At 63.4% G+C, this 15,620-nt stretch carries 16 protein-coding genes; 12 read left to right on the top strand and 4 right to left on the bottom strand.

Annotated elements, in window-relative coordinates:
• The first annotated feature begins 69 nt into the window (after window positions 1–69).
• The 9 genes from ASN89_RS11825 (at window position 70) to ASN89_RS29485 (ending at window position 11,033) form a co-directional block, all read left to right on the top strand.
• Entirely contained in the window at window positions 70–597 is a 528-nt protein-coding gene (locus ASN89_RS11825; RefSeq protein ID WP_058049402.1) for a hypothetical protein, read from the top strand.
• A 7-nt stretch (window positions 598–604) separates the two neighbouring features.
• On the top strand, window positions 605–2,245 hold the full coding sequence (locus ASN89_RS11820; RefSeq protein WP_058049401.1) for a GMC family oxidoreductase: 1,641 nt from the start codon (window positions 605–607) through the stop codon (window positions 2,243–2,245).
• Entirely contained in the window at window positions 2,242–3,198 is a 957-nt protein-coding gene (locus ASN89_RS11815; RefSeq protein WP_058049400.1) for an esterase/lipase family protein, read from the top strand. The genes ASN89_RS11820 and ASN89_RS11815 overlap by 4 nt, the downstream gene beginning before the upstream one ends.
• Before the next feature lie 301 nt (window positions 3,199–3,499).
• Window positions 3,500–7,138, top strand: a complete 3,639-nt coding sequence (locus ASN89_RS11810) for an EAL domain-containing protein (protein ID WP_058049399.1) — start codon at window positions 3,500–3,502, stop codon at window positions 7,136–7,138.
• A gap of 151 nt (window positions 7,139–7,289) precedes the next feature.
• Window positions 7,290–7,907, top strand: a complete 618-nt coding sequence (locus ASN89_RS11805; RefSeq protein ID WP_058049398.1) for a phasin family protein — start codon at window positions 7,290–7,292, stop codon at window positions 7,905–7,907.
• A gap of 138 nt (window positions 7,908–8,045) precedes the next feature.
• On the top strand, window positions 8,046–8,717 hold the full coding sequence (locus tag ASN89_RS11800) for a TetR/AcrR family transcriptional regulator (RefSeq protein ID WP_034758777.1): 672 nt from the start codon (window positions 8,046–8,048) through the stop codon (window positions 8,715–8,717).
• A gap of 41 nt (window positions 8,718–8,758) precedes the next feature.
• Window positions 8,759–9,532 (top strand): hypothetical protein, encoded by a 774-nt coding sequence (locus tag ASN89_RS11795; protein ID WP_058049397.1) that lies wholly within the window; start codon window positions 8,759–8,761, stop codon window positions 9,530–9,532.
• An 11-nt stretch (window positions 9,533–9,543) separates the two neighbouring features.
• Window positions 9,544–10,089, top strand: a complete 546-nt coding sequence (locus tag ASN89_RS11790; RefSeq protein ID WP_058049434.1) for a TIGR00730 family Rossman fold protein — start codon at window positions 9,544–9,546, stop codon at window positions 10,087–10,089.
• 347 nt (window positions 10,090–10,436) lie between these two features.
• Window positions 10,437–11,033, top strand: coding sequence for a PEP-CTERM sorting domain-containing protein (locus ASN89_RS29485; protein WP_052755526.1), 597 nt, complete (start codon window positions 10,437–10,439; stop codon window positions 11,031–11,033).
• 198 nt (window positions 11,034–11,231) lie between these two features.
• Here ASN89_RS29485 and ASN89_RS11780 read toward each other — a convergent pair whose 3' ends face one another.
• From ASN89_RS11780 to ASN89_RS11770, 3 genes are all read right to left on the bottom strand, one after another.
• On the bottom strand, window positions 11,232–11,744 hold the full coding sequence (locus ASN89_RS11780) for a YgjP-like metallopeptidase domain-containing protein (RefSeq protein ID WP_058049396.1): 513 nt from the start codon (window positions 11,742–11,744) through the stop codon (window positions 11,232–11,234).
• A 178-nt stretch (window positions 11,745–11,922) separates the two neighbouring features.
• Window positions 11,923–12,303 carry a KGG domain-containing protein gene (locus ASN89_RS11775; RefSeq protein ID WP_058049395.1) on the bottom strand — a complete coding sequence of 127 codons (381 nt, stop codon included), beginning with the start codon at window positions 12,301–12,303 and terminating at the stop codon, window positions 11,923–11,925.
• 48 nt (window positions 12,304–12,351) lie between these two features.
• Window positions 12,352–12,849, bottom strand: a complete 498-nt coding sequence (locus ASN89_RS11770) for a phasin family protein (RefSeq protein WP_235432830.1) — start codon at window positions 12,847–12,849, stop codon at window positions 12,352–12,354.
• A gap of 102 nt (window positions 12,850–12,951) precedes the next feature.
• Between ASN89_RS11770 and ASN89_RS11765 the strand changes: the two genes are divergently transcribed.
• The 3 genes from ASN89_RS11765 to ASN89_RS11755 are packed head-to-tail and all read left to right on the top strand — an operon-like array spanning window position 12,952 to window position 14,672.
• Window positions 12,952–13,170 (top strand): hypothetical protein, encoded by a 219-nt coding sequence (locus ASN89_RS11765; RefSeq protein ID WP_058049394.1) that lies wholly within the window; start codon window positions 12,952–12,954, stop codon window positions 13,168–13,170.
• A gap of 38 nt (window positions 13,171–13,208) precedes the next feature.
• Window positions 13,209–14,090: a formyltetrahydrofolate deformylase gene (purU, locus tag ASN89_RS11760; protein WP_034786194.1), complete on the top strand. Its 882-nt coding sequence runs from the start codon at window positions 13,209–13,211 to the stop codon at window positions 14,088–14,090.
• A 39-nt stretch (window positions 14,091–14,129) separates the two neighbouring features.
• Entirely contained in the window at window positions 14,130–14,672 is a 543-nt protein-coding gene (locus tag ASN89_RS11755) for a YaeQ family protein (protein ID WP_034786185.1), read from the top strand.
• Between the two features lie 60 nt (window positions 14,673–14,732).
• Here ASN89_RS11755 and ASN89_RS11750 read toward each other — a convergent pair whose 3' ends face one another.
• Window positions 14,733–15,527 carry a head GIN domain-containing protein gene (locus tag ASN89_RS11750; RefSeq protein ID WP_058049393.1) on the bottom strand — a complete coding sequence of 265 codons (795 nt, stop codon included), beginning with the start codon at window positions 15,525–15,527 and terminating at the stop codon, window positions 14,733–14,735.
• Between the last annotated feature and the right edge of the window lie 93 nt (window positions 15,528–15,620).

Raw genomic sequence — 15,620 nt, 5'->3', positions numbered from 1 at the left:
TTGCGCGCGGAGCGCAGCTCCCTTTGGCGTACACTGGCCTGCAAAAGGCCGTACAAAACAAGGGGAGGCATGGGGATGCGACGCAGATCGTTTCTGAAACTGGGCGTGCTCGGCGCCGCTGTGCTGGCCGCCGGCGGCGCCGCGTACCGGCTCGTGCGCGGACCGGCGCTACCGGGACGATTCGTGCTCGATGGCGAGGCGCGCGCGGCGTTGGCGGCCATCGTGCCGGCCATGCTGGGCAGCGCACTGACTCGGGACGCCACCGCGCGGGCTGCGGCGCTGGACGGCGCCATCGCCGGCGTGGACACGGCCATCCGTGGCTTGCCGCTGGCGGCGCAACAGGAAGTGCAGGATCTGTTTGGCCTGCTGGCGCTGGCGCCCGCGCGGCGCTTCGTCGCCGGCGTTGACAAAGGCTGGCTTGACGCCGAGCCGGCCCAGGTGGCCGCCTTTTTGCAGTCGTGGCGCACGCACCGCCTGGCGACACTGCAGACGGCTTACCTGGCCCTGCACGACCTGATCCTCGGCGCCTGGTATGCCGATGCCGCCCACTGGGCCGCCATCGGCTATCCGGGACCGCTGCCCGAACTGAGCGCATAAGGCCACCATGAGCACATCCCCCATACCCGACCCGATTGCCGCCGGCCTGGCCGCAGGCTGGAACGTCACCGACGCCAGCACCCTGGCCGCCGACCGCACTTTCGAGGCGGACGTAGTCGTCATCGGCAGCGGCGCAGGCGGTGGCGTGACGGCGGAAATCCTCGCGCTGGCCGGCCTCAAAGTGCTGATCGTCGAAGAGGGCGGCTTGAAGTCGTCGCAAGACTTCAAGATGCGCGAAGCGCAGGCCTATCCCGCGCTGTACCAGGATTCGGCCGCGCGCAAGACGCGCGACAAGGCGATCAATATTTTGCAGGGACGCACGGTCGGCGGTTCGACCACCGTCAACTGGACCTCGAGTTTCCGCACGCCGTCCGGCACCCTTGAATACTGGCGCAAGCATTTCGGCTTGTCCGGCTATGGCGTCGATGCCATGGCGCCCTGGTTCGCCATGATGGAAAAACGCCTGCACGTGAGCGACTGGGCCGCGCCGCCCAATGAAAACAACGATTTATTGCGCCGTGGCGCCACGGCGCTGGGCATCCCCACGGCCGCCATCCGGCGCAACGTGAACGGTTGCTGGAATCTCGGCTACTGCGGCATGGGCTGCCCGACCAACGCCAAGCAGTCGATGCTGGTGACGACGATCCCGTCGGCGCTGGCGCTGGGCTCAGGCCTGCTCGTGCATGCGCGCGCCGAGCGTTTCATCTTCAAGGGCGAGCGCGTCGACAGCCTGCAGGTGACGGCGCTGGACGCCTCCGGGCAGGCGCCCACGGGCGTGCGCCTGACGCTGCGCGCCAAACACTTTGTGCTGGCCGGCGGCGCCATCAACTCGCCCGCGCTGCTGCTGCGCTCGCAGGCGCCCGACCCGCACGGCTTGTTGGGCCGGCGCACCTTCTTGCATCCGACCGTGGTGTCGGCGGGCCTGTTCACGCAGAGGGTCGACGCCTATGCGGGCGCGCCGCAGACGATTTATTCCGACCATTTCCTGCACATGGCGCCCATCGATGGTCCCATCGGCTACAAGCTCGAAGCGCCGCCCTTGCACCCGCTGCTGATGGCCACCACCATGGGCGGCTTCGGCGACGAGCATGCGCGCACCATGCGCGAATTCCCCCATGCGCATGCCTTGCTGGCGCTGCTGCGCGACGGCTTTCACCATGATGCGGCCGGCGGCATGGTGTCCATCGACGGTTTCGGCGCGCCCGTGCTCGACTATCCGCTCACGCCATTCATCTGGGATGGCGTGCGGCGTGCGCTGCTGTCGATGGCGGAAATCCAGTTCGCCGCCGGCGCCAGGAGCGTCTATCCCGTGCATGAAATGGCCAGTCACTACACGAGCTGGGCGCAGGCGAAGCAGGCCATCGGCGACTTGCCGATGAAGGCGCTGCTGGCGCGCGTGGTGTCGGCCCACGTGATGGGCGGCTGCGCCATGTCGGACGATGCGCGCCTGGGCGTGACGGGCGCCGATGGCCGCTATCACGGTGTGCGCAACCTGTCCGTGCACGACGGCTCGCTGTTCCCCACCTCGATAGGCGCCAATCCGCAATTGACGATCTATGCGCTGGCCGCGCGCCTGGCCAGCGGCCTGGCGCGGGAGCTGACGGGCAAGCCCGCGCCCGTTCCCGTCTCTGCTGCGACGACGGCATGATCGCGCGCATCCTCAAGTGGCTGATGCTGCTGCAAGTACTGGCCGTGCTGGGCTTGGCGTACCTGGCCATGCAGGCGTGGGGCATCGCGTCGCCGCTGCTGGCCGTGCTGCTGGCGCTGGCCATACTGCTGGCCGTGCGCGCGCTGATCGTCGTGCGCAATTTCTGGGAGAGCCGGCGCCTGGGCAGCCCCGTGCCGCCTGAATACCAGCTGGGCGCCATGGGCGCGGCGTGCCTGTTTTTTGGCGAATTGCGCGCCACCCTGTGGACTTCTTCATGGGGCATGGTGCGTCCGCGCCTGCATGCGGCCGACACCATCACTGGCCAGGGCCTGCCCGTGCTGCTGGTGCACGGCTATGTGTGCAACGGCGGCTACTGGACAAAGCTGAGCCTGCAGCTGGCACGGGCCGGTATCGTGCACAAGGCGATCGATCTGGAACCGATCAACGGCGACATCGAGGCGTTCGTGCCGCAGGTCGAGCAAGCCATCACCGAGCTGCGCACCCGCACGGGCAGCGACCGCGTGATTCTCGTCGCCCACAGCATGGGCGGCCTGGTGGCGCGCGCCTGGCTGCGCCGCCATGGCGCGGCCCGCGTGGTGCGCATCGTCACGATCGGCACGCCGCACCACGGCACCGTGCTGGCCAACCTGGCGGCGGGCGCCAATGCGCGGCAGATGAGCCGTGTCGATGGCGCACCGAGCGCCTGGCTGGCGCAGCTGGCCGCCAGCGAAACGCCGGAGACGCGCGCCCTGATCACCTCGATGTATTCGCACCACGACAATATCGTCGCGCCGCAAGCGTCCGCGCAGCTGCCCGGCGCGCGCAATATCGCCTTCGGCGGCATCGGCCACGTGGCGCTGGCCAGCGATGCGCGCGTGCTGCGCCAGCTGCTGGAAGAAATCACTATCAAGAACGAAGTCGTCCAGCCCCCCTCCGCTCCCCATTTCGCCTGAGTCCTGTTGTGTTTTGTCTGCATGGCAAGACTGTCTCTTTTGACTCTGCTGTTGCTCGTGTTTAACAGAGCAATGGGCAGAAAATGCTGTTTTCCACTGGCGTACTGTATTAAGCTAACGTCGGAAGACAGTCGGAAAAAGTTTGTTCTTGAGGCCGCTTGCGCCGTTCAGCAGGCGCACGGTAGCCAGATATTTCTCTGAATGTATGGCAAGATGTTATAGGATTGTTATGTTGGCCGCGCATGCGGAAAGATGAACGCAGGCGGAAAATGATTCATGCAGTTTTTATTGGGGGCGCTAATTGTCCGCACGTATCCTGATTATCGAAGATAACGCCACCAATATGGAATTGATGGTGTACTTGCTGCGCGCCTTCGGGTACACGCCGCTGGCCGCCTATGACGGCGAAGAGGGCGTGCGCATGGCGCGCAGCGAATTGCCGGACTTGATCATTTGCGACGTGCATTTGCCCAAGCTTGACGGCTATGGCGTGGTGGCTGAATTGAAGAAAGACCCGCAGCTGCGCAAGATCCCGGCCCTGGCCGTGACGGCGCTGGCCATGGTGGGCGACCGCGAACGCCTGCTCGAAGCGGGCTTCAATGGCTACATCGGCAAGCCGATCGAGCCCGATCTGTTCGTCGCGGAGCTGGAGTCTTTTTTACCCGGGGCGCCGTCGACGCCAGTTAAAAACGACATAGCCACCATCCTGATCGTCGATGATCATGTGCTGAACCGCGAGTTCCTGACGGCGCTGCTCGGCTACGGCGGCCACCGCCTGCTGGAAGCGGCCAATGGCGCCGACGCGCTGGAAATCCTGCGCACCGAGCGGCCGGACCTGATCATCTCCGACATCCTCATGCCGAACATGGACGGCTACGAATTCGTCACGCGCGTGCATGCCGACCCCGCGCTGACCGACGTGCCCATCATCTTTTATACGGCCACCTACCGCGAGCAGGAAGCGATCTTGCTGGCGCAGGCGTGCGGCGTGCGCTGGGTGCTGCCCAAGCCGTCCGACCCTGAGGTTATCGTGCGCACCGTCAACGAGGCGCTGGGACTGATGCCGGCGACGGCCCAGGTGCCGGCGCCGTCGGGCGACAGCGGCGCTGCGGCCCTTCCCGCCACGGGCAAGCTGGCCGGTATCGAGCACCAGGTCAGCGGCTACCTCGACGAACTCGAATCGAGCAGCCAGCAGATTTCGCAACTGGCCAGCCAGCGCGAGGGCCAGGCCGTCATTCCCGAAGACCTCGGTGTCATGACGGAGCGTTTGTCGCGCTCATTGTCGAGCTTGCAGGCGGTAAGCCTGCGCCTGACGGCCCTGATCGAACTAGGTATCGAGCTGGGCGCCGAACGCGATCCGCGCGCCCTGATCGAGGCGGGCTGCAAGGTGGCGCAGAATATCTGCGTCTCGAAGTACGCCTGCATCGGCGTGCTGGAAGAGGGCGCCGAAAAGCTCAGCTATTTTTCCTCGTGCGGTACCGAGAAAAACCTCGAACGCATCGCCAGCACGCCGCGCATGGGCATCCTGAACCGCTTGCTGGAGCAGCGCCAGCCCTACCGGGTCAACGGCTTGAAGGGCGACCCCGCTGCGCTGGGCCTGCCCGACACGCACCCGCCCGTGCACTCCTTCCTGGGGGTGGCCATCGCTTCGCGCGAGCGCAGCCACGGCTGGCTGTACCTGGTCGACAAGCTGGGCGCGAATGAATTTTCCGAAGTCGACGAGCGGGTCGCCGCCACGGTGGCGGCGCAGATCGCCGTCGCCTACGACAACCTGCTGCTGTACGACGAAATCAAGCGCCACCATGAGCAGCTGACCCTGGACATGGCGGCGCGCATCCGCCTCGACGAAGACCTGCGCCGCTTCCGCCTGGCGATGGACGCCACAGCCGATGCGATTTTCCTCGTCGACCGCGCCGGCATGTGCTTCGTCGACGTCAACCAGACGGCTTGCCGCATGCTCGGTTTCGAGCGCGAGGATTTCCTGCGCGTGGGCCCGGGCCGCGCGCACGAGGGCGAAGCCCAGCTGGAAGAGCTGTACAACAAGCTGCTGGCCGGCGACCAGGGCGGCCCGATGACGGAATTGCAGCTGCAGCGCAAGGACGGTTCGCCCCTGTCGGTGGAAGTGCAGCGGCGTACCTTGCGTTCGGGGCAGAGCTGGATCCTGGTGGCCGTGGCGCGCGACATCACGGAACGCAAGGATGCCGAACAGCGCCTGATGAAGCTGGCCCATTTCGATACCTTGACGGGCTTGCCGAACCGCAGCCAGTTCTACGCCTCGCTGACCCATTCGCTGGCCCAGGCGTCCGAACACCAGTGGGCCGTGGCCGTGCTGTTCATGGATATCGACCGCTTCAAGAATATCAACGACACCCTGGGCCACACCATCGGCGACGACCTGCTGCGCCAGTTTTCCAGCCGCCTCGTCGATTGCCTGCGCGTGCGCGACACCATCGGCCGCTTTGGCGGCGACGAATTTGCCACCATCCTGCTGCTGCCCGAAGGCGCCCAGCATGCCGTGGGCGTGGTCGACAAGATCCGCGAGGCGATGCGCAAGCCCTTCGACTTGCAGGGTCACGAGGTGACGGTGACGGTCAGCATCGGCATTTCCGTGTTCCCCGATGACGCGGCCGATGCGGACACCCTGATTCAATATGCCGACACGGCCATGTACCGCGCCAAGGAAGCGGGCCGCGACGCCTTCCGCTTCTTCACGGCGGAGATGAACGCGCAGTCGATGGCGCGGCTGGACATGGAAAATGCCTTGCGGCGCGCCATCGACAACGAGGAATTCGTGCTGTTCTTCCAGCCCAAGGTGAATATCATCTCGGGGCGCATCAGCGGCGCCGAGGCGCTGATACGCTGGCGCCGTCCCGGCCACGGCATGGTCTCGCCGGCCCTGTTCATCCCCCTGCTGGAAGAAACGGGTCTTATCGTGCGCGTCGGTAACTGGGTGCTCGACGAGGCCTGCAAGAAGATCAGCGAGTGGGGCGCCAGCAGCATCGGCCCCGTGCACCTGTCGGTGAACGTGTCGGGCATCCAGTTCTTCGTCGGCGGCCTGGAAGAAGAGGTGCTCAAGGCTATCCGCAAGCACGATATCGCGCCCGACCTGCTGGAGCTGGAGCTGACGGAAAGCTCGCTGATGTCGAATGCCGAGGAAACCATCGCCGTGCTGCGCAACCTGAAGGCGCTGGGCATCCAGATTTCCATCGATGATTTCGGCACCGGCTATTCCAGCCTGGCCTACCTGAAACGCTTCCCCATCGACAAGCTGAAGATCGACATCGCCTTCGTGCGCGAAGTGACGAGCAACCCGGACGACGCGGCCATCGTGCTGGCCATCATCAGCATGGCGCACAGCATGAAGCTCGAAGTGATCGCCGAAGGCGTGGAAAACGATGCGCAGCTGGCCTACCTGCGGCGCCACGGCTGCGACGAGATGCAGGGCTATTATTTCAGCCGCCCCGTGCCGCAGGAAGAATTCGAGCAGATGCTGATGGGCGGCAAGCTGCTGCAGGCGCCGCAGGATGCCGGCAGCGAAGAGCAGCAAACCTTGCTGATCGTCGATGACGATGTCTTCATGCTCGACGTGCTCAGCGACTTCCTGGCGCAGGACGGCTACCGCATCCTGACGGCGCAGACGGCCGCCGAGGGCTTCGACATCCTGGCGCGTCACAAGGTGCAGGTGATCCTGTGCGACCAGTGCATGCCGCTCATGAGCGGCACCGAATTCATGGAGCGGGTCAAGCACCTGTGCCCCGATACCTTCCGCATCATGCTGTCCGCCTTTGCCGACCTGACGCCCATCATGGCGGCCATCAACCGCGGCGCCGTCGACCGCTTCTATACCAAGCCGTGGAAAGGCGCCGTGCTGCGCGAGAATATCCGCGAAGGCTTCCGCCTGCACAAGCTGCTGCATGGCCAGGTGAAAGCGGCAGCCTAGGCGCTTGCCGCACAGGCAATTGGCCCCCGCGTGCGCTGGCGCACGTTGGGGAGCAGCTTTCCATCGAATTAGACTCCCGTCTCTAGTTTTGCTCTCTAGAATAAAACGCATCCATGAAGTGGCATGGCCTTTCACATGACGGGAGCTGGCGATGGTGAAGAAATTGAAGGAGCTGACGGAAGACACGGAATTGGCGAGCGCCGCGCGCTCGTCCGCGCAGCAGATCTGGCAAGCGGGCCTCGGCGCTTTTGCGAAGGCGCAGGAAGAGGGGGGACGCGTGTTTTCCCGGCTGGTGAAGGAAGGCACGGAATTCCAGAAGCGGGCCGAAGACAAGGTGGCCAACGTCAGCGACAGCGTCGGCAAACTGGCCGATGGCGTGGGCAAGCAGGCCAGCGGTTCCTGGGACAAGCTGGAACAGGTGTTTGAAGAGCGCGTCGCGCGCGCGCTGGCCACCATCGGCGTGCCCACGCAGCAGGACATCGCCGCGTTGCACGCGCAGATCGATGCCTTGAGCCGGCAAGTGGCGGCGCTGTCGGTCAAGGCCGCGCCGGCGTCCAAGCGGAAGGCTGCCGCCAAGCCCGCCGTGAAGGCGGCGCCGAAAGCCGCACCGAAAGCCGCACCGAAAGTTGCGCCGAAAGCAGCTGCCGCCAAGCCGGCGGCCAAGGCCGCGCCGCGCGCCGCAAGCAAGCCGGTGAGCAAGCCCGCGAGCAAAGCGGTGAGCAAACCCGCCGCGAGACCGGCGGCGAAGAAAAAAGCGCCGGCCGCCTGAGCTGGCGCCGCATTCCTCCGGCCTGCTCGCGCAGGCTTTTTTTTGCCCGCGGTTTTCGCCGGCGCCAGTGGGCGGAGTGTTTCATTACGGCTATCTTAGGTGGTATGCTTGAGGCAGAACACAGAGAGATTGCCCGCCATGCTACAAAAAGCACCACGCCGTACCCGCGAACGCATCCTGGAGTTGTCGCTGCGCCTGTTCAATGAGTTTGGTGAGCCGAATATCACGACGACCGTGATTGCGGAAGAGATGAACATTTCGCCGGGAAACCTGTATTACCACTTCCGTAACAAGGACGACATCGTCAACTCGATCTTCGTCCAGTTCGAGGCGGAAATCGAACGCATCCTGACCGTGCCCGACGGGCGCCGTTCGAATATCGAGGACGTCTGGCTGTACCTGCACCTGATGTTCGAACTGATCTGGCGCTACCGCTTTTTCTATCGCGACCTCAACGATTTGCTGTCGCGCAACCGCAAGCTGGAACTGCACTTCAAGCTGATCCTGGCGCACAAGATCAAGGTGGCCACGCAGCTGTGCGAAGACTTGCGCAGCGAACAGTCGCTTGAAGCGTCGGACATGGAAGTGGCTGCCATGGCGACGAATATGGTCGTCGTCGCCACCTACTGGCTGTCGTACGAGTATGTGCGCAATCCGCGCAAGTACAGCGAGCAGCAATCGATGTCCGATGCGCTGGCGCGCGGCTGCTACCAGGTGCTGTCGCTGATCGGACCGTACCTGCGCAATGAAACGCATTTGCTGTTTCGCAAACTGTCGGAAGAGTATGTGACCAAACTCAAGAACGACTGACGCGGCTGCTGGCGCCACGTCGTCAATTACAGGAGAGAGAGATGGCTTGGAAACAATTCCCCAATCCGGACGAAGCATATAGTTACACGCCGCAAACCCTGGAAGCGGCCTGGGCGCGCTTGCATGCGGGCGATGTGGAACCGTTTCCCACGCACCCTGCGCTGGTGCAAGCCTGGCTGGCCTTCCATGCGGGCGACTTCGAGCGCGCCGTGAAGCTGGGCCTGGCCGTCGGCGTGCCCGGCTATGCGGTGGCGCACAAGGCGACCTGCATCTATGCCACGCACCTGGAAGTGGATGATAGCCAGAAACTCGACATGTACGAGGAAGTGGCCGAGCGCTGCGAGCGCCAGCAGAGCGAGCAGCCGGACAATCCGGCCGGCTACTACTGGCATGCCTACAGCCTGGGCCGCTATGCGCTGGGCACGTCCGTCGTCAAGGCCCTGGCGCAGGGCATGGGCGCGCGCGTGCGCAACAGCCTGGACCGCACGATGACGATAGCGCCCATGCATGCGGAAGCGCATATCGCATTTGGGATTTATCATACGGAAATTATCGACAAGGTCGGCACCATGATAGGCGGCCTGACCTACGGCGCCAACAAGGAAGACGGCTACCAGCACTTCAAGACGGCGCTGGCCCTGACGCCGTATTCGGCACTGGCGCACAGCGAATATGCGCGCGCCTTGAACATGCTCGATGGAAAGAAAAAGCTGGCGGAAGCGCTGGCACTGTATGCAAAGGCGGCCGAGTGCGTGGCACTGGACGCCAAGGAACGCCTCGAGGTCGAGGCGGCGATCGACGAATTGAAAGGGTAGGGATTACTGTGATCAAGGCTTTATGTGTGTACTGTGGCGCCAATGCGGGCGTCTCGCCGGACTATGCCGTGGCGGCGCGCGAACTGGCGCGCGTGCTGGTGGCGGAAAATATTTCGCTCGTGTATGGCGGCGGTAAGGTGGGCCTGATGGGCGTGATCGCCGATGAAGTGCTGCGCCTGGGCGGCGAGGTGACGGGCGTTATCCCTACCCAGCTGGTCGAGCGCGAAGTGGGCCACATGGGCTTGACGCGCCAGTTCATCGTGAAGGACATGCATGAGCGCAAGGCGATGATGGCCAGCCTGTCCGACGCCTTCATCGCCATGCCCGGCGGCTATGGCACTCTGGAAGAGCTGTTCGAGATGCTCACGTGGGCCCAGCTGGGCTTGCACGCCAAGCCCATCGGCTTGCTCAATGTCGACCGTTTTTATGACGGCTTGATTGCTTTCGTGCAAAACGGCAAGGAACAGGGCTTCATCCGCCCGCCGCACGCGGCCTTCCTGAATGCCGACGCCGATCCTGCGGCGCTGGTGCAGCGCCTGAAGGAGTGCGCGCCGTAGTTCCATGTCTGGCTGGATGGTCGCCGCGCCGCCAGTCAGCTGTTTCCTGTCGCTTGAAAAGCCATGCAGTGCGCACTGCATGGCTTTTTTATTTCCACACAGGAAAATTGATCGGGCTGGTTGACTTAATTAATAAAAATATGGCCATAAAATTGCCGTGATAGCATGTTTTTTTGAAAATGAAGATGCTTTTTAAGCATTGGTGTGGTCTACTGTCATGGTTCAAAAGTTAGGAATGTCGGACACCGACGAGCGTTGTACAGACTCCCTAAAAAAGGTGCCGACCCGTTTCAAGTTGCCCCAACCACGCTACTTCATCATCTCGAAAGGATGCTATTTTGAAACCTATGACCTTCATGCGAGCGGCCGCCGTCGCCGCCATTCTGGCTGCCGCTGGCGGCGCCCAGGCACAAACCACCACGATCGGCTTCGATTCGCTGGAACAACCGGGCTACTTCGGTTCCGTGTTCAATTCCTACTCCGAAGGCGGCTACAACTTCGACAGCAGCTTCCTCGGGTTGCTGAGCTCGGCACACCAGGATAGCTTCGCCTATGCCGGCTCGGCCGGTCTCGGTGCGACACCGCTGTCGACGACCACCCTGAGCCGTGCCGATGGCGCCGCTTTCTCGCTGAGCTCGATCAGCCTGGCCGACTTCGTGAGCTTGCCCGGTTCCTTTGACGTGACGTTCGTCGGCCACCAGGTAGGCGGCGGCACGGTGAGCCAGACCTTCACCCTCGGTGGCGGCCACACCTTTGCCGATTACACGTTTACGGGTTTCAGCAATCTGCTGTCGGCAACGTGGAAGGAGGGCGCCTTGCACACCTTCCAGGTCGACAATATCGCCGCCACTGTCAGCGCCGTGCCGGAACCGGCCACCTACGGCATGCTGCTGGGCGGTTTGGGCCTGCTGGGCTTCATGCTTCGCCGCAAGAACGCCGCCTGAGCCTGAACATGGTGCCGGCCATGCCGGCGCGCATGTAAAAAAGCCGCCCGTTTTACGGGGCGGCGATGCTGACAAGCCAGCGCACACGAACAATGCCGCCCGGTGGATGCCGGGCGGCATTGTTACGTGGACTTCATGACCTGATTTCCCCTGACTTCATAACCCTGCCTGCATGACCAGGACGTTACGAACAGGACGTTACGGCCACAGGCGCTGGCCTGACAGGTCGAGCTGGGTCAGGTACAGGCGCACGTCGAATTCGTACTGGTGGTACTGCGGTTCCATATACGTGCACAGCTTGTAGAAGGCCTTGTCGTGCTGCTTTTCCTTGACGTGCGCCAGTTCGTGCACGGCGATCATGCGCAGGAATTCCAGCGGCACTTCCTTGAACATGGTGGCCACGCGGATTTCATGCTTGGCCTTGAGCTTGCCGCCTTGCACGCGCGAGATCGAGGTATGCAAGCCCAGCGCATGCTGGATCACATGGATCTTGCTGTCGAACGCCACTTTGTTGATGGGCTCGGCATTGCGCAGGAATTCATTCTTCAAATCCTGCACATACTGGTATAAAGCCTTGTCGTTGCGCACATCGTGTGCGTTCGGATAGCGTTTCAACAGGACGTCGCCCAGCTTGTCCTGTGCGATCAGTTGCTGTACTTGCGCTTGCGTTTGTTCGGAATAGGCGCTCAGGTATTTCAGGGATGGCTGCATGCGGGGAAGGGCGGGACGGGGCGCGGAGGTGTCGGTAAGGCGAGAATGTACCATACCGCCGCCCCCCGCGCTGCGCCAGGCCTTGCACGGGGCCGCCAGGGCCGCCCCGTGCCTTCCTGCGTCAAGCCGCGCGCGGCCGGGCCAACTCGCTCAGCCCGGCCGGTCCCGCCAGCCCCGGTCAGCCCTTGTCGTCTTCGTCCTTGCCGCCCTGCCGGCCAGTGCTGCTGCGCGCCGTCGTGCTGCCGCGGTTTTCATTGGCGCGCTGGGCCGATTGCCGGCTTTCGCCGCCCTTGCGGCCGATTTCCGCCATGTGTTCGCGGTTGCGGCTGACGGCTTCGCCTCCTTTCTGTCCGGCACGGCGTGCTTCTTCCGAGTCGAATTCATGCGCCGTGCCCTTTTGATGGGCTGCCTGGCCGCCCTTGCTGGCAATTTCGCGCTGCTGCTCTTCATTCATGGCGGCGAAACCGCGCTTGCTCGTGCCTTTGGCGCTGCCCGATTCGCTGGCTTTCTGGCTGCTGCCAGTGCCTTTGCCCTGTTCATTACCTTGATTGCTAGCCATGTCGCTCTCCTTGCTGTCGAGTGGGGATCAAGTGGTCGATACAGGCGCTCAATGCGCCTGATCGGATTGCCTGCTGGTATCGCGGTTGCTGCCCGCGCCGTCGCGGTGGCCCGTGGCGTGCATTTTTTCGATCATTTCACGCTGGCGCTGCGTGGCTTTTTCCGTTTCTTCGGCCGTCTTGCGCACCACTTCGTCAGCGAAGGCCACGGCCGTGCGGCTCGCTTCGGGCAGGTGGTTCTCTGCCGTGCGGTTCATTTCGACATTGGCGTTGGCGACGAGATTGCCGAGTTGCTGCTGGTACTGGCGCAGTGTGTTGCCGCTTGGTTGCAACTGGCCGGCGGCCAGCGACATGAGCTCGCCCGTGTCGCGCGCGCACAGCAGTTGCTGGCTGGCGCTGCTCCACTCCTGCAGCAAGTCTTGCGCCAGCCGTAGATGCAGCTCGCTTAATTGCTGCACCGTATCGAACATCTTGCGCGATAGTTCCGTGGCGAAGTTGCACTGGGCCTCGAGATGGGACTTCAGGGCGGGGCTGAGACTGGGGGACATACTGTTTGGGAACATGTTCTACCTCAATGAAAAGCGGATCCAGAAAACACCCGGTGCACCGGATGCGGCGTATGGTGAAACAAGCAAAGGGATAGACGCCCAATGGCGCGCCAGGTTCCATGGCAGATGCCGGTTTGGCGCGAGAATGGGGTCTGGCAGGTGGAAAAACGTGATGACTTTGTGCTGGATCAAATGAATGCCAATCAGGTCGGCGCACTGGGCAGCCATGCCGCTTGTGTGGAAAATGCATGTTTACAGGCCCGGCCGTGCGACAATAGCCGGCTCGCGGCAGCGCAGCCGATGGCCGGCGCGCGTGGCTGAGCCGAGCATCGCCTTACTTTTTACCTGATTCCGCGACCATGACGCATCCCGAATACATCCTGACCCTGTCCTGCCTGGACCAGCGCGGCATCGTGCACCGCGTCTCCGGCTTCCTGGCCGAACGCGGCTGCAACATCCTCGATTCCGCCCAGTTCGGCGACCAGGAATCCCAGCTGTTCTTCATGCGCGTGCATTTCGCGCTGGAAGACGGCGCCGTCAGCGACGCCCAGTTGCGCAGCGACTTCGCCGACCTGTCGCAAGCCATGCAGTTGAATGGCCCCTTCCACGGCCAGTTGCACGATGCGCGCGTCAAGCCGCGCGTCATGCTGATGGTGTCGAAGATCGGCCATTGCCTGAACGACTTGCTGTTCCGCTACAAGAGCGGCTTGCTGAACGTGGAAATTCCCGCCATCGTGTCGAACCACATGGAGTTCTACCAGCTGGCGGCCAGCTACAATATTCCCTTCCACCACTTGCCGCTGGCGGCCGGCGCGCCGGAAGCGGCCAAGCTGGCGCAGGAAGCGAAGATCATCGACCTGATGGACACGCACAAGATCGACCTGGTGGTGCTGGCGCGCTACATGCAAATCCTGTCGCCCGGCCTGTGCCAGGCGCTCGACGGCCGCGCCATCAATATCCACCATTCCTTCCTGCCCAGCTTCAAGGGCGCCAAGCCGTATGCGCAGGCGCATCACCGCGGCGTCAAGCTGATCGGCGCGACGGCCCATTTCGTCACGGGCGACCTGGACGAAGGCCCGATCATCGAGCAGGACGTCGAGCGCGTCGACCATGCGATGGATGCGGAAACCCTGACGGCCATCGGCCGCGACGTCGAGTGCGTGGTGCTGGCGCGCGCCGTGAAATGGTTCGTCGAGCACCGCATTTTGAAAAATGGCGACAAGACGGTGGTTTTCCGCTGATACCGACTTCACTATTCACTTTACCGAGACAGAAACACGATGGCCCTCAAAGCAACAATTTTCAAAGCCGATCTGCAGATCGCCGACATGGACCGCAATTACTACCAGGATCACGCGCTGACCCTGGCGCGCCACCCGTCCGAGACGGACGAGCGCATGATGGTGCGCCTGCTGGCGTTCGCCATCCACGCCGACGAGGCGCTGACTTTCACCAAGGGCCTGTTCGACACGGAAGAGCCGGACCTGTGGCAGAAAGACCTGACGGGCGCCATCCAGCTGTGGATCGAAGTGGGCCAGCCCGACGAAAAGCGCATCCTCAAGGCGTGCGGCCGTTCGGAGCAGGTCATCGTCTACAGCTATGGCGCAACCAGCCACATCTGGTGGAAGCAGATCGCGAATAAACTGGAACGGGCGAAGAACCTGACCGTGATCAACCTGCCATCCGAGGCGGCGCAAGACATGAGCAAGCTGGCGCAGCGCAGCATGCAGCTGCAATGCACGATCCAGGATGGCCAGATCTGGCTGACGGACAGCGTCAACACGGTCCTGATCGACCGCGAACCGGTCAAGCCGGCCCGCTGATTTGACTGTTGGAAACGCAAAAAGCCCGGAACGATCCGGGCTTTTTTTCCTTGTGATTGATCAATTCGGTGCCGCGCCCAGGCTGCGGATGCTGTTCGAACGCTGCATGCTGCGGCTGATGCGCGGGTCGCCGTAGTAGCTTACTTCGCCCGAACCGCCGATGCTGATGGTCAAGTCGTCCTTGGCCCACACTTGCGCTTCGCCCGAGCCGCCGATGCTTACCTGCACCTCGCGCGCCGCCAGCTTGCCGGCCTGGATATTGCCCGAGCCGCCGATCGACGCCGTCAGCTGCTCCGTCTTGCCGCTGGCCTTGAAGCTGCCGCTGCCGCCGATGGCAATGGAGACTTGGCGGCTGTCGAGGTCGCGCGCATGGATGGAGCCGGAACCGCCCACGTCGAAGCGCAGGTTCTCGGCGCGCAAGCCCGTCGCCGTGATGTTGCCCGAGCCACCCACGCTGACGCGTTCCACCTGGCGTGCCTGGATGACGATGGTCAGGCTGCTCTGGCGGAAATTGGCGTTGCGCTTGGCGGGGCGGATGCGCAGGGTGCCGTTTTCCACGGCCGTGTCGATCAGCGGCAGGATATTGTCGTCCGCTTCGATGGTGACGCTGTCCGTGTTGCCGATGCGCAGTTCGACCGTGCCCGGCACGTTCAGCGCCACGGCATGGAAACTGCCCACGTCGCGCGCCTGCTTTTGCAGCTTGCCGCTGCCCTGGATGCTGTTGCCGGAAATCCAGTCGAGCGGCGACGCCAGCGCCGGCGCGGCCGGGATGGCCAGCGCGCAGGCGGCCAGCAGCAGGGCGGTCGCGGCGCTGGCGTGGCGGCGGTGGCGCGGGTGGAAAAGTGGCTGTGTCATTCTTGCTCCCTGTTTTGAATTGGTATACTTGCATGGTATGTCAGCCGGCCGCGCCTGCGTACCGCCCTGCGACAGACTGCGCCAGCGGCGGCA

Origin of the sequence: Janthinobacterium sp. Ant5-2-1 (assembly GCF_001445815.1) — a bacterium.
Taxonomy (GTDB): domain Bacteria; phylum Pseudomonadota; class Gammaproteobacteria; order Burkholderiales; family Burkholderiaceae_D; genus Janthinobacterium; species Janthinobacterium lividum_E.
This window is presented reverse-complemented; position numbering and strand designations above follow the sequence as displayed.